At 64.5% G+C, this 24138-nt stretch carries 27 protein-coding genes, 1 tRNA gene and 1 pseudogene; 10 read left to right on the top strand and 19 right to left on the bottom strand.

The window, feature by feature from the left end; genetic code table 11:
- The 3 genes and pseudogenes from EOA38_RS04650 to EOA38_RS04640 all read right to left on the bottom strand — a co-directional run.
- Nucleotides 1-196 (bottom strand): annotated as a pseudogene (locus EOA38_RS04650) (transglutaminase-like cysteine peptidase); the annotation flags it as partial.
- 279 nt (nt 197-475) lie between these two features.
- Nucleotides 476-1753, bottom strand: a complete 1278-nt coding sequence (locus tag EOA38_RS04645) for a polyhydroxyalkanoate depolymerase (RefSeq protein ID WP_127298590.1) — start codon at nt 1751-1753, stop codon at nt 476-478.
- 231 nt (nt 1754-1984) lie between these two features.
- The gene (locus EOA38_RS04640; protein WP_126091070.1) at nt 1985-2347 is read right to left on the bottom strand and encodes a septal ring lytic transglycosylase RlpA family protein; all 363 of its coding nucleotides are present in this window, start codon (nt 2345-2347) and stop codon (nt 1985-1987) included.
- Nucleotides 2348-2655: 308 nt separating this feature from the next.
- Here EOA38_RS04640 and EOA38_RS04635 point away from each other — a divergent pair, with 308 nt between their 5' ends.
- Entirely contained in the window at nt 2656-2907 is a 252-nt protein-coding gene (locus EOA38_RS04635; protein ID WP_245480758.1) for a hypothetical protein, read from the top strand.
- 110 nt (nt 2908-3017) lie between these two features.
- Here EOA38_RS04635 and EOA38_RS04630 read toward each other — a convergent pair whose 3' ends face one another.
- The 5 genes from EOA38_RS04630 to tauA form a co-directional block, all read right to left on the bottom strand.
- Nucleotides 3018-3947, bottom strand: a complete 930-nt coding sequence (locus EOA38_RS04630; protein ID WP_127298589.1) for a TauD/TfdA family dioxygenase — start codon at nt 3945-3947, stop codon at nt 3018-3020.
- 48 nt (nt 3948-3995) lie between these two features.
- Nucleotides 3996-4196: a hypothetical protein gene (locus EOA38_RS04625; protein ID WP_127298588.1), complete on the bottom strand. Its 201-nt coding sequence runs from the start codon at nt 4194-4196 to the stop codon at nt 3996-3998.
- 20 nt (nt 4197-4216) lie between these two features.
- Nucleotides 4217-5077: an ABC transporter permease subunit gene (locus EOA38_RS04620; RefSeq protein WP_127298587.1), complete on the bottom strand. Its 861-nt coding sequence runs from the start codon at nt 5075-5077 to the stop codon at nt 4217-4219.
- Nucleotides 5074-5847 carry a taurine ABC transporter ATP-binding protein gene (locus EOA38_RS04615; RefSeq protein WP_126091065.1) on the bottom strand — a complete coding sequence of 258 codons (774 nt, stop codon included), beginning with the start codon at nt 5845-5847 and terminating at the stop codon, nt 5074-5076. Before EOA38_RS04615 ends, EOA38_RS04620 begins: the two co-directional genes overlap by 4 nt.
- 234 nt (nt 5848-6081) lie before the next feature.
- Nucleotides 6082-7095: a taurine ABC transporter substrate-binding protein gene (gene tauA / locus EOA38_RS04610; RefSeq protein ID WP_127298586.1), complete on the bottom strand. Its 1014-nt coding sequence runs from the start codon at nt 7093-7095 to the stop codon at nt 6082-6084.
- A gap of 686 nt (nt 7096-7781) precedes the next feature.
- Between tauA and EOA38_RS04600 the strand changes: the two genes are divergently transcribed.
- A complete protein-coding gene (locus tag EOA38_RS04600) occupies nt 7782-9122 on the top strand; it encodes an FAD/NAD(P)-binding protein (RefSeq protein ID WP_127298585.1) in 1341 nt (446 codons plus the stop codon).
- Nucleotides 9123-9137: 15 nt separating this feature from the next.
- On the opposite strand, the gene EOA38_RS04595 is transcribed toward EOA38_RS04600, so the two are convergent.
- Nucleotides 9138-9908, bottom strand: a complete 771-nt coding sequence (locus tag EOA38_RS04595) for a type 1 glutamine amidotransferase domain-containing protein (protein ID WP_127298584.1) — start codon at nt 9906-9908, stop codon at nt 9138-9140.
- A gap of 112 nt (nt 9909-10020) precedes the next feature.
- Between EOA38_RS04595 and EOA38_RS04590 the strand changes: the two genes are divergently transcribed.
- Nucleotides 10021-10374: a helix-turn-helix domain-containing protein gene (locus EOA38_RS04590; RefSeq protein WP_127298583.1), complete on the top strand. Its 354-nt coding sequence runs from the start codon at nt 10021-10023 to the stop codon at nt 10372-10374.
- A 7-nt stretch (nt 10375-10381) separates the two neighbouring features.
- Here the strand turns inward: EOA38_RS04590 and EOA38_RS04585 are convergent, their stop codons facing one another.
- On the bottom strand, nt 10382-11029 hold the full coding sequence (locus EOA38_RS04585) for a cysteine hydrolase (protein ID WP_127298582.1): 648 nt from the start codon (nt 11027-11029) through the stop codon (nt 10382-10384).
- Nucleotides 11026-11355, bottom strand: coding sequence for a hypothetical protein (locus tag EOA38_RS04580; RefSeq protein ID WP_126097001.1), 330 nt, complete (start codon nt 11353-11355; stop codon nt 11026-11028). Before EOA38_RS04580 ends, EOA38_RS04585 begins: the two co-directional genes overlap by 4 nt.
- 477 nt (nt 11356-11832) lie before the next feature.
- Between EOA38_RS04580 and EOA38_RS04570 the strand changes: the two genes are divergently transcribed.
- From EOA38_RS04570 to EOA38_RS04550, 5 genes are all read left to right on the top strand, one after another.
- On the top strand, nt 11833-13269 hold the full coding sequence (locus EOA38_RS04570) for a pyridoxal-phosphate dependent enzyme (RefSeq protein ID WP_127298581.1): 1437 nt from the start codon (nt 11833-11835) through the stop codon (nt 13267-13269).
- Complete coding sequence (locus tag EOA38_RS04565; protein WP_127298580.1) at nt 13266-14435, top strand: cystathionine gamma-synthase; 1170 nt, start codon at nt 13266-13268, stop codon at nt 14433-14435. The genes EOA38_RS04570 and EOA38_RS04565 overlap by 4 nt, the downstream gene beginning before the upstream one ends.
- 82 nt (nt 14436-14517) lie before the next feature.
- Nucleotides 14518-15246, top strand: coding sequence for a GntR family transcriptional regulator (locus tag EOA38_RS04560; protein WP_126091055.1), 729 nt, complete (start codon nt 14518-14520; stop codon nt 15244-15246).
- Nucleotides 15247-15787: 541 nt separating this feature from the next.
- Nucleotides 15788-17029: a D-amino acid dehydrogenase gene (locus tag EOA38_RS04555; protein ID WP_127298579.1), complete on the top strand. Its 1242-nt coding sequence runs from the start codon at nt 15788-15790 to the stop codon at nt 17027-17029.
- A 57-nt stretch (nt 17030-17086) separates the two neighbouring features.
- Nucleotides 17087-17893 carry an aspartate/glutamate racemase family protein gene (locus EOA38_RS04550; protein WP_126091053.1) on the top strand — a complete coding sequence of 269 codons (807 nt, stop codon included), beginning with the start codon at nt 17087-17089 and terminating at the stop codon, nt 17891-17893.
- A gap of 33 nt (nt 17894-17926) precedes the next feature.
- Here the strand turns inward: EOA38_RS04550 and EOA38_RS04545 are convergent, their stop codons facing one another.
- Nucleotides 17927-18754, bottom strand: coding sequence for a glycosyltransferase family 2 protein (locus tag EOA38_RS04545; RefSeq protein WP_127298578.1), 828 nt, complete (start codon nt 18752-18754; stop codon nt 17927-17929).
- Nucleotides 18755-19076: 322 nt separating this feature from the next.
- Here EOA38_RS04545 and EOA38_RS38955 point away from each other — a divergent pair, with 322 nt between their 5' ends.
- Complete coding sequence (locus EOA38_RS38955) at nt 19077-19250, top strand: hypothetical protein (protein WP_189350454.1); 174 nt, start codon at nt 19077-19079, stop codon at nt 19248-19250.
- Between the two features lie 29 nt (nt 19251-19279).
- Here EOA38_RS38955 and EOA38_RS04540 read toward each other — a convergent pair whose 3' ends face one another.
- Nucleotides 19280-19801, bottom strand: coding sequence for a GNAT family N-acetyltransferase (locus EOA38_RS04540; protein WP_127298577.1), 522 nt, complete (start codon nt 19799-19801; stop codon nt 19280-19282).
- Nucleotides 19798-20043, bottom strand: coding sequence for a DUF1778 domain-containing protein (locus EOA38_RS04535; protein ID WP_245464839.1), 246 nt, complete (start codon nt 20041-20043; stop codon nt 19798-19800). The genes EOA38_RS04540 and EOA38_RS04535 overlap by 4 nt, the downstream gene beginning before the upstream one ends.
- 411 nt (nt 20044-20454) lie before the next feature.
- Here EOA38_RS04535 and EOA38_RS04530 point away from each other — a divergent pair, with 411 nt between their 5' ends.
- A complete protein-coding gene (locus tag EOA38_RS04530) occupies nt 20455-20646 on the top strand; it encodes a Flp family type IVb pilin (RefSeq protein WP_127298576.1) in 192 nt (63 codons plus the stop codon).
- A gap of 104 nt (nt 20647-20750) precedes the next feature.
- Here EOA38_RS04530 and EOA38_RS04525 read toward each other — a convergent pair whose 3' ends face one another.
- The 5 genes from EOA38_RS04525 to EOA38_RS04500 form a co-directional block, all read right to left on the bottom strand.
- On the bottom strand, nt 20751-21056 hold the full coding sequence (locus EOA38_RS04525) for a UBP-type zinc finger domain-containing protein (protein WP_127298575.1): 306 nt from the start codon (nt 21054-21056) through the stop codon (nt 20751-20753).
- A complete protein-coding gene (locus EOA38_RS04520; RefSeq protein WP_127298574.1) occupies nt 21056-22738 on the bottom strand; it encodes a cyclic nucleotide-binding domain-containing thioredoxin-disulfide reductase in 1683 nt (560 codons plus the stop codon). The genes EOA38_RS04525 and EOA38_RS04520 overlap by 1 nt, the downstream gene beginning before the upstream one ends.
- Before the next feature lie 150 nt (nt 22739-22888).
- A tRNA-Leu gene (locus EOA38_RS04515) sits at nt 22889-22973 on the bottom strand.
- A 335-nt stretch (nt 22974-23308) separates the two neighbouring features.
- Nucleotides 23309-23929, bottom strand: a complete 621-nt coding sequence (locus EOA38_RS04505) for a 2,3-bisphosphoglycerate-dependent phosphoglycerate mutase (protein WP_127298573.1) — start codon at nt 23927-23929, stop codon at nt 23309-23311.
- Nucleotides 23930-24020: 91 nt separating this feature from the next.
- On the bottom strand, nt 24021-24138 hold a 118-nt coding region (locus EOA38_RS04500), incomplete at its 5' end, for a dihydrodipicolinate reductase C-terminal domain-containing protein (RefSeq protein WP_281060084.1).

Genomic DNA, 24138 nt, shown 5'->3' with positions numbered 1-24138 from the left:
GCGCGAGATTGGCCGGGCGGATGTTGCATTCGCTGGGCTGCGCCTTGCAGAAATCATAGTGTCCGATCGGCTGCGAGGTCAGACCGCCGGTGGTCATGGCGCCCGCCGCCCATGCGGGCACCGCCCAATGGGCCGAGATCGCCATCCCTGCGACTGCACACAAACGCAGCATCCGCGCCATCGGTGAGGAGTTCATAGTCCCCCGGTCCGCCCTGTTCTTTTATTAACGAAACGTTAAAGGCGATTTACAGTCCGTGTCAATTAGAGACAGCGATGAGTTTGACGGGATGGTTACCCGCGCGGTCCGGACAGCGGCACTTGCGCAACAGGGGCCTTGGCGAAGGCCAGAAGCCGCCCGCGGCGGCGCGTCTTTCGACGGGACCGCCTAGCCGCCATAAGCAGTTGTTTTAGAAAGCCTTCGAACGGAAAGCCGTCAAGCGTTTCCTGGCCGAAGCCGGGTTCGCGCCGCTCTCGCTTAACTCTTGGCGGAGCGGACCAGCTTCGGCTTCGCCGCCACCCGGGTCCGGCGGCCGTAACTGCCGATGAAGTCGACGATGCGCGGCACGATCTCCGACCGGAACCGCGAGCCGTTGAAGACGCCGTAATGGCCGACGGCCGGCTGCACGTAGTGGGCTTGCCAGTCGGCCGGGATGTTCACGCACAGGTCGTGAGCGGCCTGGGTCTGGCCGAGGCCGGAAATGTCGTCGTTTTCGCCCTCGACGGTGAACAGGGCGACGTTGCGGATGAGGCTCGGGTCGACGGCCTCGCCGCGATGGGTCATCTCGCCTTTCGGCAGAGCGTGGCGCACGAACACCGTGTCGACGGTCTGCAGATAGAACTCCGCCGTCAGGTCCATCACCGCCAGATACTCGTCGTAGAAGTCGCGATGCTTCTCGGCGTTGTCTCCGTCATGCTTCACGAGATGCATGAAGAAGTCCTTGTGGGCGATGATGTGGCGGTCGAGATTCATGCTCATGAAGCCTGAAAGCTGCAGGAAGCCGGGATAGACCTCGCGGCCGAAGCCAGGCACCGGCCAGGGCGCCTGCATGATGACGTTGTCGCGGAACCAGCTGATCCCCTTCTCCTCGGCCAGAAGATTGACCGCGGTCGGGTTGCGTCGGGTGTCGATCGGGCCGCCCATCAGCGTCATGGTCGAAGGCACGAAGGGGTCGCCGCGCTTTTCCATCACCGCCACCGCCGCCAGCACGGGCACCGAGGGCTGGCACACCGCCATGACATGGGTGTCCGGACCCAGCGCATGGAACATGTCGATGATGTAGTCGATATAGTCGTCGAGATCGAAACTGCCCTTCGACAGCGGCACCATGCGGGCATCGACCCAGTCGGTGATGTGCACGTCGGCGTGAGGAAGCATCGCTTCGACCGTGCCGCGCAGCAGCGTTGCATAGTGGCCGGACATCGGCGCCACGATCAGGAGCTTCGGGTCGGGCTTGCGATCGGCGGGCAGCGAGCGTTCGAAGCGCTGCAGGTTGCAGAAAGGCTTCGACCAGACGGTCTTTTCGGTGACGTCGACGGTCTTCCAGTCGACCATCGTCTTGGTCAGGCCGAATTGCGGCTTGCCGTAGCGGCGCGTCGTGCGCTCGAACAGTTCCGCGGCAGCCGCGACCGAGCGGCCGAGCGGCGTATGCGAAACCGGATTGAGCGGGTTGGAGTAGAAAAGCCGCACCGCGTCGGCGTAGAGGCGGGCGGGCTGCAGCACCGCATGGTTCAATTCGTAGAGCTGGTAGAACATCGGGAACCCCGCTGCTGCATGCGACCCAACGACGTGCAGCGCCGAGCCTCAAATGTCTAGCGGCGAGGTTAGCAAGATATTGTTGCGATGCAATACGTCACGTCGAGTGATCAATGCTTCTTTCGTCCAAAGCGTTGGAAATCCGCCTCGAACGGCCAAGCCGGCTCAATGTGCGTTGCCGAACCGTGTAAGAATTATGTCCGGCCCCTCTTGCCGGACATGTCAGACATATCAGACTCGCGCCATGCACACCGCAGTATGGCCCGAGCCGATGAAGCCGAGCTGGCTTGCGGCGCCGCGGGAGAGGTCGAGCACGCGCCCCCTGATGAACGGGCCGCGATCGTTGATGCGGACGACGACGCTGCGGCCGTTGTTCTTGTTGGTGACCTTGAGTTTGGTGCCGAACGGCAAGCTGCGGTGCGCGGCGGTCAGTGCGGCGGGGTTCATGCGCTCGCCGGAAGCGGTTCTGGAATGCAGGGCGTACCAGGAGGCGCGGCCGCATTGCGCGGCGGCGGAGGAGGCGGTCGAGGCGCCGGCCATCAGGCCAGCCGCGACCGTTGCCGCGACAAGCGCGGTGCGGTTGGTTTTCTTCATCTTTTAGGGGTGGGCTCCGTTGATAGACAACCCGCCGTAAGTACCGATTGAGGCGGGAAATGCGGCAATCGTCTGGCGGTTCCATGGCAAAGGCACACGTTTGGAGTCGCCACGAAACAGTTTGTCATGATATTTTGGACCCTGAGCGGGCGTATTCTTGATGAACATCAGGTCGATTCCCGGGATGTGTCGGGCAAGATCGGCCATCAAGATGCAAGTAGAATGGAGCGAAACGTCTTCGCTTCCTTTAGGTCTTTTATTGCGTTCCCATTGCCGTTCAGGATCAACTTTCGGAGAGGGCCTCGCCCATGCGACTGATCAGGAATGTGCTGGCGCTGATCGTGCTCGGCATCGGCGTGCTATGGTCGCTGCAGGGCCTCGGTCTGGTCCAGGGCAGCTTCATGACCGGCCAGCGGGAATGGCTCTATGTCGGGCTCGTCACCATGCTGGTCGGCCTTGCTCGGCCTCGGCTGGGCGAACCGCTCGCGCGTGTGAGGGGACAGCGCCCCTTCTCCCCTTGTGGGAGAAGGTGGATCGGCGCGCAGCGCCGAGACGGATGAGGGGTGCTCCAGCGGAGTGAGACGTCGGCATTGCCTGGAACACCCTCATCCGTCGCCTTCGGCGACACCTTCTCCCACAAGGGGAGAAGGGGGTGCTGCTCCGCCTGCCTTCAAGCAGCCCTTGCCGTCGGCTTGGCCGACTTGACGTGGGTGACGCTGCGGCGTCCGTCGACGCTGATCGGCACATCGCCGTCGACGGTGGCGCGGCGCACGATCCGGTGCTGGTCGCCATAGTCGTTCACCGCATAGTGCTGGGTGGCTCGATTGTCCCAGATCGCGACGTCGCCGGCCTGCCACCGCCACCGCACGGTATTTTCCGGCGTGGTCACATAGGTTTGGAACAGCTCGTAGAGTTTTGCGGAGTCGCTCTTCGACAGACCGACGAAGCGCTGGACGAAATTGCCCAACAGCAGCGAGCGCTCGCCGGTTTCCGGATGCACGCGCACGACCGGGTGCTCGGTCTCGTAGACGGTCGAGGTGAAGACCTCTTCGAAGTGCTTCCTTTCCTCGGCGGTGGCGCGGGGACGCACGGCGGCGTAGTCGTAGGCATTGCTGTGAATGGCCCAGAGATTGTCCGCCAACAGTTTCAGCGGCGCCGGCAGGCTTTCATACGCGGCGTGCGTGTTGGACCAGATGGTATCGCCACCGGCCGCGGGAATGACGACGCCGCGAAGGACGGAGAATTTTGGATAGGCATCCACGAATGTGACGTCCGTGTGCCATTGGTCCGCGCGGCCGCCGCCGCGGCTCGAATCCAGATTGAGGATCGAAGCGGTACCCGCCACCGGTCCCTGCGTGGGGTGAGGAACAAGATCGCCGAGCCGCCGCGCGAACAGTTCATGCTCCGAATCGTCGAGATGCTCCTGCCCGCGGAAGAAGACGACCTTGTGCTGCAAAAGAAGCTGGTTGATCGCCGCTATGGTGGCATCCGGCAGGCTCCCGCCGAGGCGGATGCCCCTGATTTCCGCTCCCACGCGCGCGGTCAGCGGAATGACATCGGACGCAGGAATGACCTGGTCGACAAGGACTGGATTGCTCATGGGATTCTCCTTGGTTGCTCTTGGGGAAAGGTCGGGCCGCGGGATCAATCACTGGGACCAGTACTGCCAGGCCCAATAGAAGCTTTCGTCACGCGGCGGCAGGCGATCGCGTTCGCCGGCAAGCAGCACCGGCGTCGGCGATTTCGGTTCGTCCCCCGATCGCCTGTCTTCCAACTGCTTGTCGCTCGGCGGCAGGCGCAACAGCCAGGTGCCGAGATGGGCGAAAAGCACCGCGGTGGAATGGGTCATCGTCATTCTCCTCGTTCCGGTCATTCCCGCCCCGCCCAGGGCACCAGCGCGCGCTCGATCCTGCGGATGACGAACTCCAGCGCGAAGGCGATCGTCGCGATCACCAGGATGCCCATCACAACCACGTCGGTGACCAGGAACTGCGCCGCCGACTGGATCATGAAGCCCAGCCCGCGCGTCGCCGCCACCAGCTCGGCCGCCACCAGCGTCGACCAGCCGGCGCCGAGCGCGATGCGCAGGCCGGTGAGGATCGAAGGCAGCGCGCTGGGCAGCACGACATGGCGGATAACCTGTCCGCGCGTCGCGCCCAGCGAACGCGCCGCGTCGATGCGCTCGCGCGAGACGCCGCGCACGCCGGCGGCGGTCGACAGCGCCACCGGCGCCAGCATGGCGATGGCGATGACCAGGATCTTCGACGGCTCGCCGATGCCGAACCAGATGACGATCAGCGGCAGGTAGGCCAGCGGCGGGATCGGCCTCAGGAATTCCAGCAGCGGATCGAACACGCCGCGCCCGATCCTGCTGATGCCGATGGCAAGCCCCACCGGAACGCCGACGGCGATCGCCACGATCAGCGCGGCGAACACACGGCCTAGACTGGCCGCGATGTGCTGGAGCAGTGTCGCGTCGACGAAACCGTCGCGGGCAACCACGACGAACTTTGCCCAGACTGCGGCGGGCGAGGGCAGGAAGACCGGCGAGACCAGCTGTAACCGGGCCGACAATGTCCAGGCGGCCAACAGCAAGAGGATGGTGATAGCGCTGATCGGCCGCGCCGAGACGCCCGGCCGCTTCGGCTGCGACCGTGACCACGGCACCGAGAAGCCGTCGTTCTCACCGGCTTTCGCTCCGGGCCGTTCGCTGTAGCTGCCGACGCTCATGCCGCCTCTCCTTCGAAGATCGCCTCGGTCAGGTCCGCGCGGGCTGCGGCAAAGGCTGGATCCGCCTTGATCGCCCGGATCGGCTCGCCGGCGGCATAGCGCCGGCCGAAATGCGCCTCGAAGGTCCGCACCACATGGCCGGGCCCCGGCGCCAGCACGACGATCTTGGTGGCAAGCACCAGCGCTTCCTCGATGCCATGCGTGACCATCAGCACGCCGACTTGGGCAGCCGCCCAGAGGTCGAGCAGCGTCGTCTGCATGCGCTCGCGCGTCAGCGCATCGAGCGCGCCGAGCGGCTCGTCGAGGAGGAGGAATTCCGGCTCGGCGGCTAAAGCCCGCGCCAGGCCGACACGCTGGCGCATGCCGCCGGAGAGCTCCCAGATGCGCTTGTCGCCGGCGTCGTTGAGCTTGACCAGAGACAACAATTCATCGCCGCGCCGCGCCCGCTGGCTGGCAGACACGCCGCGCAGCCGAAGCGCGAAGGCGACGTTCTCGCGCGCCGTCAGCCAGGGGAAGAGAGCATCGTTCTGGAAGACAACGGCGCGGTCAGGTCCGGGCGCGGTGATCGGCCGGCCGCCGATCGTGGCCTGGCCGCGCGCTGGCTTCACCAGTCCGGCGGCGACGTTGAGCAGCGAGGTCTTGCCGCAGCCGGAGCGGCCGACGAGGACGACGAAGTCGCCCTTGCCGATATCGAGCGAAACGCGTTCGACCGCCGGCGCCGCCTGGCCGTCATAGTGGACGGTGACCTTGTCGAGAACGAGATGCGGCATTTGGACTCAAAGCCTCCGCTGCCAAGCAATTCCAGGAAAAGTGTGAAGCGGTTGGGCTCGGCGACTTGGCCGTAGCCTTCCGTCCGGAATTGCTCAAACCAAAGATCGGGTGCCTGCCCCGAAACCGCCCCTCGTCGGCGGCTCCGGGACAGGCAGCGCGCGGTCAGGGAAGAAGAGGCCGCGCTGTAGCAGCGATTCCGCGAAGTCGTTCCCGCCCGGAATCGCGGAACGAAATCAGTTCGAGGCGAGCGCCTCGCTGGCGTATTTCGGGGTGACGTATTTCGAATAGTCGGGCAGCACCGCGTCGATCTTGCCCTGCTCCTTGAGGAAGGCGGAGGTCGCCGCAATCGCCTTGACAGTGCCGCCGCCGAGGAACTTGTCCGAAGCCTGCTCGTCCAGCGTCGGGAAGACATAGCCCTTGAGCAGTTCCGGCACCTCTTCCAGCTTGGCGCCCGTCAGCTTGGCGATCTTGCCGGCCTCCGGCGAGGACACCGACCAGGCCTCGGGCTTGGCCAGGAACCGGGCATAGGCTTCGCCCGTCACCTTGACGAAATCGCGCACGGCTTCCGGATGCTTGTCGGCGAAGTCGGTGCGCACGATCCAGGCGTCGAAGGTCGGTGCGCCCCATGCCGCCACCTGCGAGGAGTCCAATACCACCTTGCCGGAGGTCTTGATCTGGCCGAGCGCCGGATCCCAGACATAGGCCGCGTCGATGTCGCCGCGCGCGAAGGCGGCGGCGATTTCCGGCGGCCGGAGATTGAGGATCTCGACCGACTTCGGATCGACGCCTTCATGCTTCAGCGCCGCAAGCAGGCTGTAATGCGTGGTCGACACGAAAGGCACGGCCACCTTCTTGCCGGCGAGGTCGGCGACCTTCTCGATGCCGGCGCCGTTGCGGGCGACCAGCGCCTCCGACGGGCCGATCAGGCCGACCACGAAGATGGTCTGGATCGGCAGCTCGCGGCTGGCGGCCGCGGCCAGCGGGCTCGAGCCGACATAGCCGATATCGACCGAGCCGGAGGCGACCGCCGCGATCACGTCGGCGCCGGAATCGAACTTGCGCCAGTCGATCGCGGCCTTGGTCGCCTTCTCATAGGCGCCGTCGGCCTGCGGCACTTTCGAAGGCTCGACCACCGTCTGGTAGCCGATGGTGATCTTCAAATCCTCGGCCATGGCCGGACCGAGAAAGGCGGCGCCCGCGAGCGCGGCGGACGACAGGAGGAGAATGCGTCTGGAAATGATTGACATGAAAGGCTCCCTAAACCCTGAGAAAATCGGATTGCCTTTCTATCGTCGGTTAATTCTATCGGGTTTGTAGAGTTAAATCCTTCCAACCAGGGCGCCTTTCTTGGAAAAGTGTCGCCTGGTACCGGCGGCGGGGGCGCAAAAGGACAGTCGCGATGTTCTGCCGGAGACTATGCTAGGCTCTTTACATGCCGCGTTCCTTCACTCCTGCCGGACATCTCCCCCGCAAGGGGGAGATTGGCAGCCTCGGCGACGGCGCTCTTCCTGCAGCGTTGGCGATTGGCGAAAGCGAAGGCGACATCCGATCTCCCCCCTTGCGGGGGAGATGGCCGGCAGGCCAGAGGGGGGGGTGCTGTCCCGCCGGCGTTTGGATTTCTGCACGGCAGCGTTTGAATCTCAGGCGCCGCGTCTGAGGCAACCCCAGCGAACGAAAATCCCCCCTGTCACCTTCTCCGGGTAAATCCATGCCCCAAATAGCCGTAGAATTGAAACGAGCTTCCGTGTGCAGGCGGGTTAGTATAGTAATCTTATCAACATTAGGGAGAGAGAACGATGCGCGACCACCTGAACCGCATACCGCCAGTCGTTCGTGGCGTGAGCCTGACAGCCGCGGCATCGGCTGCTTCACGGCGGCCGGCGCGGGCTGCCTAGGCTCGATCGCGGCCCTCGACAGCTCCTGAATTTCAGCCATGGTCGGACGCGGCAACTCCATCATCATTGTCGGCGGCGGCGCCAGCGGCGTCGTGCTGGCCGCGCATCTGCTCAAATCGCCGAACCCCGATCTGCGCGTCACGCTGATCGAGAAGCGGCCGCATTTCGGCCAGGGCATGGCCTATTCGACGCTGCTCTCCGCCCATGTGCTGAACGTCAAGGCTTCCGGCATGAGCGCCTATGCCGACGACCCGGACAATTTCGCGCGCTGGGTGCTGGAGCGCGGCCTCGCCAGGCCGGATCAGGGACCGTTCTATGCGCCGCGCAGCCTCTATGCCCGCTATCTGAAGGAGTTGCTCGACGATATCGAGGAACGCGAGCGCGAGAACGGCCGGCTGCGGCTGATCCGCGAGGAGAGCCTGTCGATCTCGCCGACACCGGCGGGGGTCGAGGTGGCTCTGGCCAACGGCACCAGCGTCGTCGGCCATCTTGCCGTTTTGGCCACCGGCCATGACGAGCAGCCGGGCGCCTTCCAGGGCCGCGCCATCCGGATGGGCTCCGACGGCGACACAGCGCTCGACCCGGAGGCCCCGGTCCTGGTGCTGGGCACGGGCTTGAGCATGGTCGATGCGTTTCTTTCGCTTGAGCAGCGCGGCCATCGCGGCCAGATCATTGCGGTGTCGCGGCGCGGCCTGCTGCCCTCGCCGCACCGCAAGGGCAACCCCATCAAGCTCGATGTCGCCGACATTCCCCTCGGCACCCAGCTTTCCTATTTTGTCGGCTGGTTCCGCAACCTGATCCGCGACAACCAGAAGGCCGGCGGCGACTGGCGCGACGTGGTCGACGGCCTGAGACCCTTCAACCAGACGATCTGGCAGAACTGGCCGTCCTCGGCCAAGCGCCGCTTCGTCGAGCACACCAAGGCCTGGTGGGACATCCATCGCCACCGAATGGCGCCGGAGGTCTATGAACGCGTCACCGAAGCCGTCCGCTCGGGCCGCATCCGCCTGGTCGCCGGGCGGGTCGTGGACATCGAGCCGAACGATGGCTTCACCGTCACGATCCAGCAGCGCGGCACGCAGGCGCTGGAAACGCTCGACGTCGCCCGCATCTACGACTGCATGGGCATTGCCCGCGACATCTCCACCACCTCGAACGGGCTCGTGCGCTCGCTGGTCGAGCGCGGCCTGGCGCGTCCCGACCCGCTGCGCCTCGGCCTCGACGTCACCGCCCAATGCGAGTTGATCGCGGCCGACGGCACGGTGTCGTCGAAGCTGCTGGCCGTCGGACCGCTGACGCGCGGCACCTTCTTCGAGATCGACGCCATTCCGGATATCCGCGTCCAGTGCGCAAGGCTGAGCAAGCAATTGCTGGGCTAGGTTCCAGGTTGACCTTCAGCCGCCAAGCGCCTCGCACACCACCCGCGCGGTTTCCGCGCCGGAGAAATTCTGCTGGCCGGTGACGAGATTGCCGTCGCGCACGGCAAAGCCGCGCCACAAGCCCGCCTGGATATAGTTGGCGCCGATTGCCTTGAGCTCGTCCTCGATCCGCCATGGCATCAGATGCTTGCCGCGTTCGAGCGCGCCCATCTCCCAGGTGGCGTTGTCGGCAAAGTCCTCCTCGATATTGGCAAAGCCGGTGACGGTCTTGCCGGCGGCAAGCAGCGTTCCGTCGTCGCGCCTGGCGTAGCGGAGGATGGCGGTGCCATGGCAGAGCGCGGCGGCCACCTTGCCGGCTTCATGGAAGGCGACGAATGTCCGCTGCAAATCGGTGGCTCGCTCGTAGGTGAACATCGGCGACTGGCCGCCGGCGACGACGATTGCGTCGAAGCGCTCGACATCGATCTCGGCCGCCGGTCGCGTGTTGTCGACCAGGGCCGAGAGTTTCGGGCTCGAAATGAAGCCGAGCGAGACGAGGTCGGTCTCCGAATAGCCCGATGGATCGCGCGGATCGCTCAGCGCATCGGCCTCGCACCTGCTGCCGTCGGGCGAGAAGATCTCCACTTGATAGCCGCGTTCCGTGAAGGCGAACCAGGGATGAGTGAGCTCGCTCCACCAGAAGCCGACTGGCCAACCGGTGGTGGTCGACACAGCCGGATTGGCGATGACGATCGCCACGCGTCTGGGTTTTCGCGCATTGACCGGATTGGCATCCCGTACACTCATCGTCGCACTCCTTTCACGAAGCTTTCGCCGACAAAGCCGCACGCTGCAATCTGGCCACATGGCCGGGCAGATTTCGCTTTCGTCGCGGCTGTGCCTTGCCTACGATCGGCGCATGACCCGACGCGGTAGACTGTATGGCTGTCCGGTCGAGTTCGCGCTCGACGCGCTCGGCGGCAAATGGAAGACGGTGATCCTGGCGCGGATCAAGGAACGGCCGTTGCGCTATTCCGAATTGCGCCGGATGATCCCTTCGCTTTCCGACAAGATGCTGACGCAGCGCCTGGCCGACCTCGTCGAGATCGGATTTGTCGTGCTCGAGGCATCGCCCGACGGCAAGGGACGCTATACCCTGACCGAGCGGGGCCATGATCTCGCTGCCGCGCTCCAGGCGCTCTTCGACTGGGGCAGCGTGCAGGGACGGGCCGAAGGCGTGCGCTTCCGCACCGATATCGACGCAGCTGCCTAGCCGAGCATCAAGCCGCATCGGCGAGCGCGCCGCAAAAGCCCGCGACGTCTGTGATGACGGCTTCGCCAAGAAAGCGCAGCGTTGTCATCGAGCGATCGCGCGCTTGCCCGTTGCCGAAGCCGCAGGCGTCCTCGATCACCACCGCCACAAAGCCATTGTCGGTCGCCTGCCGCACCGTTGGTTCGATGCCGATCTCCATGGCGATGCCGGCAAGAGCGACAGCACGCACGCCGCAGTCACGCAGAGCAAAGCCGAGCGCGGTGGAATCGAAGGCCGACATGGTCAGCTTGTCGAACACCGCCTCGGCCGCGCGCGGCGCGAGCTCGGGTACGATCCGCGTCGCTTCGGCGTCGCGCAGGAACCAGGGCTCGACCGCGTCGGGGTCGCCGCGCCGCTGCCAGGCCATGGCTGTCCGCAACTGCGTGGCGCCCATCCATTTCTTCGGCAGCGACAGATGGCGCGTGAACGCCACCCGCATACCGGCCGAGCGCGCTGCCTCCAGTGCCGTGCCGGTGCGCTCGATGATCGTCGCCGCACCCTCGACTTGGCGGCAGATGCCGATCTGCATGTCGTAGACGACCAGCGCCATGCGGCGCGGATCGCACCATTCGGCCAGGCTGGTCGGGATCTCGATGTCTTCGCTCGACCGGATCATGCCGCCGTCCGATCCCAGGGCTTGGCGATATCGACGGTCGGGTCGAACAGGAACTCGAGCGGCAGCGGCGCATCGAAGGCGATGAAATGCCATTCCAGCAGCCCGGCCTTGGACAGCGGGAAATCGTCGGTGTAGCGCCTGGCCTCCTCGACGCTGTCGAGCTCGAAGACGATGATGACGCCGCCGACATCGGCACGCGCATAATTCTCGCGCACGATGCCTGCCTTCCAAAGCCGCCAGACATTCGAGACCTCGTCGCGCAGATAGGGCCTGAGGTCGTCAAGCGTGACGCCGGGCTTGAAATTGTCATAGGCAAGAATCTTCATCGGCTGCTCCATGCATTGGTCCCGCGCAGCCTTCGGCTAACATGGCGAAATCGGCGCCGGCAACGAACGACATGGTTCGTTGAAATGGTTTCCTGACTGGGCCTCTGTGCCGAAGGCGCGACGGTGCGAAGCCAAAGTTGTTGAGCTTGGGCGGGACAGCACCCCCCTCTGCCCTACCGGGCATCTCCCCCGCAAGGGGGGAGATTGGCGCTCGGCTGCTTTCGCCAATTTTCATCGTCGCAGGAACGGCGCCGGCGGCGAAACTGCTGATCTCCCCCCTTGCGGGGGAGATGGCCGGCAGGCCAGAGGGGGGTGTGAAGGAACTCGACATCTGAGATTTCGACTTCGAGACAGCCCCATCCCCACCATCGATCTGAAATTCCATTCCCCCACTCGCCGCCGAATTGGCACGATCTATCTTCTTTCCAACGGCGATCGGCTGGAAAAGACGCGGGTTCGACCCAAGGAGCGGCTGACATGAGCGTGCACAGGAAAGCGGCGCCCGAGGGCGCGGACACCAATCTGTCGCGGCTGCGCCCGCCTTATGCCTCGGTGCTCGACCTGATCGGCCAGACGCCGATCGTCGAGCTGACCAAATTCGACACCGGCAAATGCCGACTGTTCATCAAGCTGGAAAGCCAGAACCCCGGCGGCTCGATCAAGGACCGCATCGCGCTGTCGATGATCGCCGCCGCCGAGAAGGCGGGCAAGTTGAAGCGCGGCGGCACCATCGTCGAGGCGACCGCCGGCAACACCGGCCTCGGCCTCGCCCAGGTCGGCATCCCCAAGGGCTACCGCATCATCCTCGTCGTGCCCGACAAGATGTCGCGCGAAAAGATCCAGCATCTGCGCGCTTTGGGCGCCGAGGTGCGCATGACCCGCTCCGATGTCGGCAAGGGCCACCCCGAATACTATCAGGACATGGCCGAGAAGATCGCCGCCGAAATCCCCGGCGCCTTCTATGCCAACCAGTTCGCCAATCCGGCCAATCCGCTGGCGCACGAGACCACCACCGGCCCAGAGATCTTTGCCCAGCTCGACGGCGATGTCGACGCGGTGGTGGTCGGCGTCGGCTCCGGCGGCACGCTCACCGGCCTGGGCCGCTATTTCGCGAAACATTCGCCCAAGACCGAGATGGTGCTCGCCGATCCGGTCGGCTCGGTGCTGGCGCCGCTGATCAAGACCGGCAAGATGGAAGAGGCCGGAAGCTGGACCGTCGAAGGCATCGGCGAGGATTTCGTGCCGCCCAATGCCGATCTCTCGCTGGTGAAAAAGGCCTATTCCATCCCCGACAAGCAGAGCATGCTGGCGGTGCGCGATCTCTTGTCGCGTGAAGGCATCCTTGCCGGCTCGTCCTCCGGCACGCTGCTGTCGGCCGCGCTTCGCTATTGCCGCGAGCAGACAACGCCCAAGCGCGTCGTCACCTTCGTCTGCGACAGCGGCAACAAATATCTGTCGAAAGTGTTCGACGACATCTGGCTTGCCGAGCAGGGCCTCGACGAGCATGAGCAGCATGGCGACCTGCGCGACCTCGTCATGCGCTCGCACCGCAGCGGCGACACGGTCTGGGTCGGCCCGGAGGAAAGCCTGCTCAACGCCTATGGCCGCATGCGCCGCTCCGATGTCTCGCAACTGCCGGTGCTTGACGACGGCAAGCTGGTCGGCATCGTCGACGAGAGCGATATATTGGCCAAGGTCGATGGCCCCTATGACGGCCGCTGGGACCGCTTCAACGCGCCGGTGCGCACGGCCATGACCTCCACCTTGCACACCCTCCAGGCCAGCCAGACGCTCGATGCGCTGCTTCCCGTCTTCGACCGCAACGAGGTCGCCATCGTCTTCGATGGCGAGGAGTTCGTCGGCCTGATAACCCGTATCGACCTGATCAACCATCTGAGGCGCCGCGCAAAATGACCACAACCGGCAGGAACCGCCTGGCCTTTTCCACCCGCACCATCCATGGCGGCCAGAGCCATGACCCGTTGACCGGCGCGGTGATGGTGCCGATCTACGCCACCTCGACCTATGGCCAGCAATCGCCCGGCGTGCACAAGGGTTTCGAGTACGCCCGCAGCCAGAACCCGACGCGCTTTGCCTTCGAGCGCGCCGTGGCCGATCTCGAAAGCGGCACGGCGGCCTTCGCCTTCGCCTCCGGCCTGGCCTCGATCTCGACGGTGCTGGAGCTGCTCGACGCCGGCGCCCATATCGTCGCCACCGACGACATCTATGGCGGCTCGTTTAGGCTGATGGAACGCGTGCGCAAGCGCTCGGCCGGCCTTAAGGTCAGCTTCGCCGACTTCACCGACCTCGCCGCCGTCGAAGCCGCGATCAAACCTGAAACGAAGCTTCTGTGGGTCGAGACGCCAACCAACCCGCTGCTGCGCATCGTCGATCTCGAGGCGGTCGCCGCTTTGGCGAAGCGCAAAGGCCTGCTCACCGTCGCCGACAACACCTTCGCCAGCCCCTACATCCAGCGGCCGCTGGAACTCGGCATCGACATCGTCGTGCATTCGACGACGAAATATCTGAACGGCCATTCCGACATGGTCGGCGGCGTGGCAGTGGTCGGCGACGACAAGGATCTCGCCGACCGCCTGAAATTCCTGCAGAACGCCATCGGCGCGATCTCCGGCCCGTTCGACAGTTTTCTGGCGCTGCGCGGCATCAAGACCTTGGCGCTGAGGATGGAGCGCCATTCCGCCAACGGCCTGAAGATCGCGCAATGGCTGGAAGGCCGGAAGGATGTGCGCCGCGTCATCTATCCGGGGCTTGCCAGCCATCCGCAGCACGAGATCGCCAAACGCCAGATGCACGCCTTCGGCGGCATGATCTCGGTCGATCTCGACCGCGACTTGGCGGGGACGAAACGTTTCCTCGAACGCACGCAGCTCTTCACGCTCGCCGAAAGCCTCGGCGGCGTCGAGAGCCTGATCGAGCACCCGGGGCTGATGACGCACGGCTCGATCCCCGCCGAAAAGCGCGGGGCTATCGGCATCTCCGATTCGCTGGTGCGGCTGTCGGCCGGCATCGAGGATGGGGACGATCTGATCGCGGATCTGGAGCAGGCGCTGGCGGTCTAAACAACCAATTCAGTGCACTTTGCGATTCCGGAACGTATCATATCGGCGCTTGCCGCTTGGGCGGCGCTGGTACGAGGGCGGAATGGCAAGGAAACGCAGCGGCGAGGAGAAGTCTATACCGGTGCGCACACGGGCCGTGCGCGCCGCCGACAGCGTCGAACGCGTCTATGCGCGGATCAAGGATTTCGCCATCGATTATCGCTTCCGGCCGGGCGAAAGGATCAACGAGGTCGAGCTCGCCGCCGAGCTGGCGGTCAGCCGCACGCCGGTGCGTGCCGCCTTGAACAGGCTGGAGCGCGACGGCTTCGTCGCCTCCGTGCCGAACAAGGGATTCTACGCCCGTGAGCTGACGCCGGAGGCGGTGCGCGATCTCTACGAGCTTCGCGCGGCGATCGAGCGGGCCGCCTTCGTGCTTGCCTGCGAACGGGCAGCCGATGCCGAGATCGAGGCGACAGCCGAAGCCTGGACAAAGCACAGCAGCCTGAAGGACGAAGGGTCATGGGCGAAGATCGCCGTGGCCGACGAAAGCTTCCACATGGCGCTGACGCAACTGTCCAAGAACGCGCAGATGATCGCCGCGCTCGAAGGCCTTTGCGCGCGTATCCGCTTTTTCCGCCGCATCGACCTGGAATCCGCGCCGCGCCGTGAGCGCACCTATCGCGAACATGAGGCGATCATCGACGCCTTGCGTCGCCGCGATGCTGCCGGTGGAGCAAGCCTGCTCGAAAAGCACATCACGCTGAGCTCCGCGCATGCCATCGAAGTAGCCGCGCGCGGCCTGGCGCGGATTTTCATGGGCACTGCCGCCTGAGCGGCCCTTCGCCCAAAACCCTCTCGCGGTGATCCTTCGCGCCCCCCTCTGCCCTGCCGGGCATCTCCCTTCAAGGGGCGGGGCAATCGCATATGGCAGCGCTGGCCCCCTCTCCGACCGCTACGCGGCCACCTCTCCCCCGCCTCTTGCGGGGGCGAGGAAACGCTAGCCGCTGACCTTGAAGAGCTTGGGTTCCTCGCCCCCACAACGTGGGGGAGAGGTGGCTCGGCGAAGCCGAGACGGAGAGGGGGAGCGCCAAATGCGATTGCCCTCAAGGGGGAGATCAGCCGTCAACTCCGCTTTCGCCAATCGCCGACATTGCAGGACGAGCGGAGCGCCGAACCTGCCAATCTCCCCCCTTGAGGGGGAGATGTCCGGTCCACCCTCCGCAGCTGCAGCGCAGCTGCTGCGGAGGACGGGCAGGACAGAGGGGGGCGCGAAGGATCGCCAAGGGAGGTAATTTGTAGCGTTTCTGTGCCGCCCCTTGCGGATCGCGAATACCGTTCTAAAGTGTACTCACTTTGCGATCTCCGGAGGCGTCATGCGCGTGATCGTGTTGGGTGGCGGGGTTGTCGGCGTCACCACCGCCTATCAGTTGCAGAAGGACGGGCACGAGGTCGTCATCCTCGAGCGCCAGCCGCTAGTCGCCGCCGAGACCAGTTGGGGCAATGCCGGCATGATCGCGCCTGGACATTCCTTCGTCTGGTCGTCGCCCAAGGCGCCGATGATCCTCTTGAAATCGCTGGTGTTGAAGGATCAGGCGCTGCGCTTCAAGCTGTCGGCCGATCCGAGGCTCTATAGCTGGTCCTTTCTGTTCCTGATGGAATGCACGGCCGAGAAGGCCAGGCGCAACACGCTGCTCAAGCACCGGCTTGCCGCCTATTCGCAATCGGTCCTGCACGAGGTCGTGGCCGACGAGGCGATCGATTATGACCGCAACGATCGCGGCATTCTCTATTTCCACCGCAGCCAGCAGGCGCTCGACAAAGGCGTCGAGCACATGAAACTGCTCGAGTCCGACGGGCAGGAGATCAGGGCGCTCGACCGCGATGGCGTCGTCGCGCTCAATCCATCGCTGGCATCGGCGAAGGAAAAAATCGCCGGCGGCATCTATTGTCCGACCGACGAGACCGGCGACCCGGCGAAGTTCACCCGCGCGCTGGCGGCCAAGGTGGTTGAACGCGGCGGCGAAATCCGCACCGGCACCACCATCACCGGTATCGAGACCTCGGGCGACGGGGTCACCCAGGTGCTGACCGACAAAGGCGCCTTCAAAGGCGACGCCTATGTGCTGGCGCTCGGCTCCTACAGCCCGCTGATTGCGAAGACGATCGGCATCGGCCTGCCGATCTACCCGATCAAGGGCTATTCGCTGACCATTCCGGTCGGCAACCGGCCGCATCCGCCGACCATCGCTTCGGTCGACGAGCACAATCTGGTCGCCATCTCGCGCTTCGGCGACCGCATCCGCGTCACCGCCACGGCCGAATTCGCCGGCTACGACACCAGCCACAAGCCGGCCGACTTCGCCTTCATGCAGCGCGTGACGCAGGAGCTCTATCCGGAAGGCGCCGATTACGACCGCGCCGAGATGTGGGCGGGCCTCAGGCCGATGACGCCGAACAACCTGCCCGAGTTCGGGCAGCGGCGCCTCGGCAACCTCTATCTCAACACCGGGCACGGCCATATCGGCTGGACCATGTCGCATGGATCGGCCCGCATCACCGCCGACCTCATCGCCGGCCGCCGGCCGGCCATTTCCATGGATGGACTTTTGAATTGAACGCAGGGTCCGGGAGCGGGACCGGTGCAATCACGATCGATAAGAAAGGGAAATGCCATGTCTGCCGGACTCGCTGCCTCTGTCCCTCAATCTGCTGAGCCAGTCGACCTGGGCGTGCTGCCGTCCGAACTCGACGGCGGCCTCGCCGCGCGCGCGGCGATCGGGCTGGCGATCCTCGCCACCGACCAGACGCTGGAGCACGAGTTTCGCGCGCTGGTGCGCATTCCGGGCGTCGCCTTCTACGAGGCGCGCCTCTTCAACGACAACGACATCACGCCGGACACGCTGCGCGCCATCGGGCCGCGGATCGCGCCGACCGTCGACCTCATCCTGCCCAGCATTCCGCTCGATGTCGTCGGCTTCGGCTGCACCTCGGCAACGATGACGCTCGGCGAGGAAGCCGTGTTCGCCGAGATCAGGAAGGCGCGGCCGGGCGTCGCCTGCACCACGCCGGTCACCGGCGCGCTTGCCGCCTTCAAGGCGCTCGGCGCCAAGGGCATCGGTCTGCTGACGCCCTATGCGCCCGAGATCAATCAGGGCCTGGTCCGCTATTTCACCGGCCGCGGCCTGGACATCGCCGCCGTCGCCAGTTTCGACCGTCGCGACGACCGCGAGGCGGCCCGCATCTCGCTCGCCTCGATCGAGGCGGCGGCCGAGCGCATGGCGGCGGTGCCGGGTGTGGACGCGATCTTCATCTCCTGCACCAGCCTGCGCGTCGCCGAGGCGGTAGCCGGGCTGGAAAAGCGCATCGGCATACCCGTCACCTCGTCCAACCACGCCATGGCCTGGCACTGCCTGCGCCTCGCCGGCATCGACGACGTCGTGCCGGCCGGCGGGAGGCTGTTCGGATTGCAACCCGGTTGAAGCGAAGCGTCGCCCGCCGGATCACCGCTGATTTCAGACTCGGCGCCTGACCAGCTTCTTTCGCAGCCGAGCGGCCTCTATTCTGTCGAGCAATATCTTCTCGTTCGCGGCAGCGCGGCCGCGATCGGCGGGCTTGTGCCAGATGTGCAGCACCTCGGTCGCCCATGTGCCGGCGCGGCGGACGACGCCCTTGTCCTGCAATCGGAAGACGAAGTCGACGTCCTCGTGGCCCCAGCCCGTGAAGGTCTCGTCGAAGCCGCCGACGGCAACCGCATCGCTTTTCCAGCAGGCGAGATTGCATCCCTTGATGCGCCGCCAAACGAAGGATCGGTAGTCCGACAGCCTTTGCCAGGGCACGCGCATGAAAAACGAGGCGATTTTGGCGGTGTCGCCCTTGAGGCGATAGCGCAGGATGTTCCGGCGGAAGGTGTGATAGTCCCAGATTCCTCCCGCCAGCAGCGCCTTGCTGAACTCCCGGCCGAGCAGGATGCGGCTGCCGGTGATGAGGTAGTTCGGCCTGGCCAGCGCGCGATGCCGGGCGACGAAGTCGGGCTGCGGGATACAGTCGCCGTCAAGGAAGATGAGATAGGCGCCTCGCGCCTCGCCTATAGCCTTGTTCAGGATTGCGGATTTGCGAAAGCCGACATCCTCATGCCAGACATGCCTGACGGGAATTGGCGCGGAGCAGGCAAAGGCTTCGATCACCTCGGCCGTATCGGGCCGCGATCCGTCATCGGCGACGATGACCTCGAAGCAGCGCTCGGTTTGGCCCGCGAGCGATTGCAGATTGAGCCGCAGCGCCTCCGGCCAGTTGTAAGTGGAGACGATCACTGAAACTGGTACAGCTTCGGGCGGGGTCATGAAAATGACCCTGCCGTTTCTTCGCCCCGATCAAAAAAGCAATTGGGCACGTCATAAAGACGCGCCTCTCCGCGCGCGTACTTCGCGCGGAGTGTCCCCCCAAGCATTTGTTACACCCCACCCCAGAAAGCCCGGTGTTTTCTATTGCGCCCGGCCGGGTTTCGTCAATATCGCCGCGCTTTTATTCGGCACGGCAAATCGGCAAAGGCGGGCGGGGCGGCCTCGGCGGCGTTCGAATTCCGCGCGGTTAACGGAATCGGAAGGGGTTGTTTAACCGTTCGCTACTATGTCCGCCGCCGGGAGGCAGGACAGAGTGAGTGCGATGAACGACAGCCCCGAAAAGCGCAACGAATGGCGCGCCATTTTCTACGTGCAGGCGCGCGTCGCCATTCTGTTTGTGCCGATCATCGTCAGCCTTCTGATCGTCGGCGTGCTGGCCGGCAACGACCACGATCCCGATGGCATCGACCGGACTGTTACCAGTTCGGTGAAGTAGGCGGCGCTGGTCGTTAGCCTCTATCCGCTTCATCCGCTTTTGCTGGTTGGTTCCTTTGGTCTGATCGCCTCACGCAGATCGGCGAGAGAGATCACCAGCGTCATGGGATCGCGAGGCGAGGGGTCGAACCCAAGCGCCGTATAGTAGCTTCGCGCTTCATCCGAGATGGCGTGGACCAAGATGCCGCGGATGCCGAGCGACCCTGCAGCATTCATCACCCTGCGCGCTGCATCCTGGACGAGCGCCCTGCCGATTCCTTGTCGCTGACAGGAAGTGTCGATTGCGAGACGAGCAAGAATTGCTACCGGAATCGGATCGGGCATGTTGCGCGGAGACCGGCCTGGCACATGGCTGGCAATGACGCCGCCCGAAGCGAGCGCGTAGTAGGCGACAACCTTGTCGTCCTTGCAAGTGACGAAGGTGCGTGTCGCGCCACTGTCCTGGTTGGCGAGCGCTCGGCGTTTGACCCAGTCATCCGACGCCGGAATGCCGGATGAAAAAGACGAAAGGTCGTGGCCACGATCCAGCGGTACCGGCGCCTGGAGCGTCACTTAGTTTCCCATGGCAGTGGCGCGTTCATCAGCTTGGACAGTCGCTCGTTCGACTTGGCCGGCACATCGAGCAGAGCAAGGAATTCGGCATAGGCTTCCGGCGAGACCTTGATAAGCGTGCGCTCGAGCAGCGTGTCCTCAGCCATACGCCGGGCAGCGTCGAGGATGAAATCCGTCCGGGTCTTGCCGAGCGTCCGCGCGGCTTCGTCGATCAAGCCGCGCTCCTCGGGCTTGATGCGCATGTTCAGCGTGCTTCTCTTGGAAGCGTCTGGAGGTTCGTGCTTCATTGTTCAAGAGTAGTAGCGTGTAATGACGTTGTCATTATAGTGAGAGCGGGTTTTGTTCACATCGAGATGAATGCATATGCCATAAAAGGCTTTTGTTGAGCGGTATAGACAAGAGTCTAGCGCAGAGCAAACCGCAAAAGTCAGTCAGCCACGCTAATTTTCCCATCGATTACCGTGGTTGGACATCGCTTGCTCTATATATTAGGTATCGCTTTATAACGATGTGCTATTATGTCAAGCCAATCTTCAAGCTCTATTCCAGATATGGCTGCAATAACAGAATTTTAACTGTTTGGATTAAGGTCTTCAAAATTGTTTCTTCATAGGTTGAGCAGGTCACCAACGGGGCAACAAGGGAATCCTCCAATGCTCAATCTAATCAAGCGTTTCAAGAACGACGAATCCGGTGCAACGGCTATCGAATACGGCCTGATCGCGGCGCTGATCGCACTGGCGATCATGGTCGGAGCAAGCTCGCTCGGCGGGGCGTTGAACACAAAGTTCAAGCACATAGCCGACTGCGTTGCGGACCCGAACGCGTCTGGATGTGCGAAATAAGTTTCTGCCCACGTGTTACAGCACGGGCTTTTGGGGTCGCCTTCGGGCGACCTCTTTTTTTTGCGCCGCGCAGGCAAGTGGCGCGCCGAGAGGTCAGGGCCGCCTCAAACAAAGCGTGGGATCGGTCCGTTCTGCGGCGTGGTGCGGCCGCCGAGGTCGATGAAAACCTCGTCGACATAGCACCAGCCCCAGCCCTCCGGCGGGTCGTAGCCCTCGATGACCGGGTGGCTTGTGGCGTGGAAATGCTTGGTGGCGTGGCGGTTGGGCGAGTCGTCACAGCAGCCGACATGGCCGCAGGTGCGGCAGAGCCTTAGATGCACCCACCAGGATCCGCTCTTCAGGCATTCCTCGCAGCCGGGCGCGCTCGGCGTGACGTCCTGGATGTCCTCCGTATGCCTGCATTCGTCCATTACGATCTCCTGGGGTTGCTCTCGGCGGCGCGGCTCTGCGCAAGATAGGCATGCAATGCCGCGACGACCTGGGCGCCTTCGCCGACGGCGGCCGCGACCCGCTTGGTCGAGCCGCAGCGAACGTCGCCGATGGCGAACACGCCGCCGCGGCTCGTCTCCATCGGGCCATGTCCCGGCGCCACGTCCGGCCCCGTGCGCACAAAACCCTTGGCGTCCAGCATCACATTGCAGCTTGCCAGCCAGTCGGTGTTCGGATCGGCGCCGATGAACAGGAAGACATGGCGGATGGCACGCGTCGTCTCCACGCCGGTGACCCGGTTGCGCCAGCGCACCTGGTCGAGATTGCCTTCGCGGCCGTCGAGCGCCTCGATCTCGGTCTCGGTCAGCACCTCGATATTCGGCTGCGCCTCGATGCGCTCGACCAGATAGCGCGACATGGTGGCATCGAGGCTGTCGCGGCGCGCCAGGAGCGTCACCTTGCGCACCTGGCTGGCCAGGTAGACAGCCGCCTGGCCTGCCGAATTGCCGGCGCCGACCAGCGCGACCTCCTGCTCCCGGCAAAGCCGCGCCTCGATCGGCGAGGCCCAATAATGCACCGACGTGCCCTCGAACTGCGCGAGGTTGGCGATATCGAGGCGGCGATAGCGTGCCCCGCTCGCGATCACCACCGTGCGCGCGCGCACGGTCTCGCCGTCGCCGACATCAAGCCTGTAGCCGTACATGTCGTCGGCGGCGCCGAGCAGCTTCGCCTCGTCCGGGATCACCATCTCGACGCCGAACTTCTGCGCCTGGTTATAGGCGCGCGCCATCAGTGCCATGCCCGTAATGCCTGTCGGGAAGCCGAGATAGTTCTCTATTCGTGAGGAAGCACCTGCCTGCCCGCCGAAGGCGCGGCAATCGAGCATGATCGTCGACAGCCCTTCGGAAGCCGCGTAGACCGCCGCGGCCAGCCCCGCCGGCCCGGCGCCGACAATGGCCACGTCATAGACTTTGCCGGCATCGATCGGCCGCAGCAGGCCGACGCAGCGGGCGAGCTCGCTCTCGCCCGGATTGTGCAGCAGCTTGCCGTTCGGACAGAGCACGATCGGCAGATGATGCGGATCGACATGAAAACGCTCGATCAGCGTCTTGGCGCAAGGATCGGTATCGGAATCCAGCGCCCGGTGCGGCAGCCCGCTGCGGGTGAGAAAGCCCTGCAGCCGCAGCACGTCGCCATTGACGGGAGGGCCGATGACGATCGGCCCGCTGACGCCGCTTTCGAGCAGGCCGACGCGGCGCAGGATCAGCGCCCGCATGACGCGCTCGCCGAGATTTGCCTCCTGCACCATCAGGTCGCGCAGACGTTGCGACGGGATGACGATGGCCTCGACTGGCTCGGCCGCTTCGGCATTGACCAGCGACGGCCGGTTCGAAAGCTGCGCCAGCTCGCCGATGAAGTTGCCGGAGCCGTAGGTGATGATCGCCTCGCCCCGGCCGAGCTCGCCGGCCTGCGTGATCTCGACCTTGCCCGACAGGATGAGGATCAGCCCGGGCGAAACCGTGCCGGCCGTGACGATATGCTCCGCGGCGTCATAGGCGCGCGCTTCACCGAAGCGGCGCATGCGCTCGATGTCCGCATCGGTCAGGATCGGAAACATCTGGTCGCGGCGGGCGGCGATGGTCGGGCTGACGGAAGGGGCCATGGGGCGGACCGTAGCGTTATGGTCGCCGGGTTTGAAGCGGTTTGTTCGGAGACTGGCCGGAAGGGGAGGTGGATGGCGAAGCTCAGAGGCTACGGCCAATCACGAATGTCGTAAATCTGGAAGCGCTATCCCGTTGGCAGTCGGGATAGATGGTGCCCAGAAGAGGACTCGAACCTCCACTCCTTGCGGAACACGGACCTGAACCGTGCGCGTCTACCAATTCCGCCATCTGGGCTGGTGGGCGCTCATGTAAGCGGGCAAACGATATGTGTCAACGCGCTTTTTTCGCCAGCGTCGGCGCCGCCCCTCATCGCCCTGCCGGGCACTTCTCCCCGTATAGTGACGGGGAGAAGGGGCTGGCCTCGGCCTCGGCGCCCTTCCTGCACCGCTGGCGACTGGCGAAATCGGCCAAGAGCTTCCCTCTCCCCGTCACTATACGGGGAGAGGATGCCGGCAGGCAGGTGAGGGGCAGCGCAAACGCCGGATGGGTAAGCGCGGGAACAGAAATCTGAAGTGATTTGCCTTGGAAACCGCGCGCCTAGTCGCCGCCGCAAGGAGGCAAAAGAGCCCTCACCCCTCCAGCACTTCCTTCGAGGCCACGGTCGAATCGGCGTTGAGCTTGTAGATCACCGGCACGCCGGTGCCGAGCTCCAGCTTGACGATCTCCTCGCCGCTCTTGCCGTCCAGCGCCATGATCAGGGCGCGCAGCGAGTTGCCGTGCGCCGCCACCAGCACCGTCTCGCCGCGCAGCACATGCGGCTGCACGTCGTGCAGGTAATAGGGCCATACGCGTGCGCCGGTGTCCTTCAGGCTTTCACCGCCGGGCGGCGCGATGTCATAGGAGCGGCGCCAGATATGCACCTGCTCCTCGCCCCATTTCTTGCGCGCGTCGTCCTTGTTGAGGCCGGAGAGGTCGCCATAGTCGCGCTCGTTGAGCGCCTGGTCGCGGATGGTCTTGAGATCGCCCTGGCCGACCACGTCGAGAATGATCTGGCAGGTCTTCTGCGCCCGCTTCAGCGCCGAGGTATAGGCGATGTCGAACTTCAGGCCGCGCGCCTTGAGCTTCTCGCCGGCGGTGATGGCTTCCGCGTTGCCCTGCTCGGTCAGGCCGACGTCGCGCCAGCCGGTGAACAGGTTCTTCAGGTTCCATTCGCTCTGGCCGTGGCGCACGAGCACGAGAGTTCCCGACATGTTTGCTCCTGATAAGTGGTTTGATTTGAGCAATTCCAGGAAAAGTGTGTAGCGGTTTTCCGTTCGGAATTGCGTTGGAAAATAGGCCGCCTCAGCTCAGGCCGAGCACGTCCCGCATGGAATAAAGCCCGGGCTTCTTCGCGCGCGCCCAAAGCGCGGCTTTGACAGCGCCGCGGGCGAAGATCGCCCGGTCCTCGGCCTGGTGGGAG

The sequence above is a fragment of the Mesorhizobium sp. M1E.F.Ca.ET.041.01.1.1 genome, assembly GCF_003997355.1.
In the GTDB taxonomy this organism is placed as follows: Bacteria; Pseudomonadota; Alphaproteobacteria; order Rhizobiales; family Rhizobiaceae; genus Mesorhizobium.
The sequence above is the reverse complement of the archived record's forward strand: the minus strand, read 5'-3'. Positions and strand labels throughout refer to the sequence as shown.

Coding starts and splice junctions, on each gene's coding strand:
- EOA38_RS04645 (WP_127298590.1), bottom strand. CDS start 1,753: ATGTTCTACCAGCTCTACGAATTGAACCATGCGGTGCTGCAGCCCGCC.
- EOA38_RS04640 (WP_126091070.1), bottom strand. CDS start 2,347: ATGAAGAAAACCAACCGCACCGCGCTTGTCGCGGCAACGGTCGCGGCT.
- EOA38_RS04635 (WP_245480758.1), top strand. CDS start 2,656: ATGCGACTGATCAGGAATGTGCTGGCGCTGATCGTGCTCGGCATCGGC.
- EOA38_RS04630 (WP_127298589.1), bottom strand. CDS start 3,947: ATGAGCAATCCAGTCCTTGTCGACCAGGTCATTCCTGCGTCCGATGTC.
- EOA38_RS04625 (WP_127298588.1), bottom strand. CDS start 4,196: ATGACCCATTCCACCGCGGTGCTTTTCGCCCATCTCGGCACCTGGCTG.
- EOA38_RS04620 (WP_127298587.1), bottom strand. CDS start 5,077: ATGAGCGTCGGCAGCTACAGCGAACGGCCCGGAGCGAAAGCCGGTGAG.
- EOA38_RS04615 (WP_126091065.1), bottom strand. CDS start 5,847: ATGCCGCATCTCGTTCTCGACAAGGTCACCGTCCACTATGACGGCCAG.
- tauA (WP_127298586.1), bottom strand. CDS start 7,095: ATGTCAATCATTTCCAGACGCATTCTCCTCCTGTCGTCCGCCGCGCTC.
- EOA38_RS04600 (WP_127298585.1), top strand. CDS start 7,782: ATGGTCGGACGCGGCAACTCCATCATCATTGTCGGCGGCGGCGCCAGC.
- EOA38_RS04595 (WP_127298584.1), bottom strand. CDS start 9,908: ATGAGTGTACGGGATGCCAATCCGGTCAATGCGCGAAAACCCAGACGC.
- EOA38_RS04590 (WP_127298583.1), top strand. CDS start 10,021: ATGACCCGACGCGGTAGACTGTATGGCTGTCCGGTCGAGTTCGCGCTC.
- EOA38_RS04585 (WP_127298582.1), bottom strand. CDS start 11,029: ATGATCCGGTCGAGCGAAGACATCGAGATCCCGACCAGCCTGGCCGAA.
- EOA38_RS04580 (WP_126097001.1), bottom strand. CDS start 11,355: ATGAAGATTCTTGCCTATGACAATTTCAAGCCCGGCGTCACGCTTGAC.
- EOA38_RS04570 (WP_127298581.1), top strand. CDS start 11,833: ATGAGCGTGCACAGGAAAGCGGCGCCCGAGGGCGCGGACACCAATCTG.
- EOA38_RS04565 (WP_127298580.1), top strand. CDS start 13,266: ATGACCACAACCGGCAGGAACCGCCTGGCCTTTTCCACCCGCACCATC.
- EOA38_RS04560 (WP_126091055.1), top strand. CDS start 14,518: ATGGCAAGGAAACGCAGCGGCGAGGAGAAGTCTATACCGGTGCGCACA.
- EOA38_RS04555 (WP_127298579.1), top strand. CDS start 15,788: ATGCGCGTGATCGTGTTGGGTGGCGGGGTTGTCGGCGTCACCACCGCC.
- EOA38_RS04550 (WP_126091053.1), top strand. CDS start 17,087: ATGTCTGCCGGACTCGCTGCCTCTGTCCCTCAATCTGCTGAGCCAGTC.
- EOA38_RS04545 (WP_127298578.1), bottom strand. CDS start 18,754: ATGACCCCGCCCGAAGCTGTACCAGTTTCAGTGATCGTCTCCACTTAC.
- EOA38_RS38955 (WP_189350454.1), top strand. CDS start 19,077: ATGAACGACAGCCCCGAAAAGCGCAACGAATGGCGCGCCATTTTCTAC.
- EOA38_RS04535 (WP_245464839.1), bottom strand. CDS start 20,043: ATGCGCATCAAGCCCGAGGAGCGCGGCTTGATCGACGAAGCCGCGCGG.
- EOA38_RS04530 (WP_127298576.1), top strand. CDS start 20,455: ATGCTCAATCTAATCAAGCGTTTCAAGAACGACGAATCCGGTGCAACG.
- EOA38_RS04525 (WP_127298575.1), bottom strand. CDS start 21,056: ATGGACGAATGCAGGCATACGGAGGACATCCAGGACGTCACGCCGAGC.
- EOA38_RS04520 (WP_127298574.1), bottom strand. CDS start 22,738: ATGGCCCCTTCCGTCAGCCCGACCATCGCCGCCCGCCGCGACCAGATG.
- EOA38_RS04505 (WP_127298573.1), bottom strand. CDS start 23,929: ATGTCGGGAACTCTCGTGCTCGTGCGCCACGGCCAGAGCGAATGGAAC.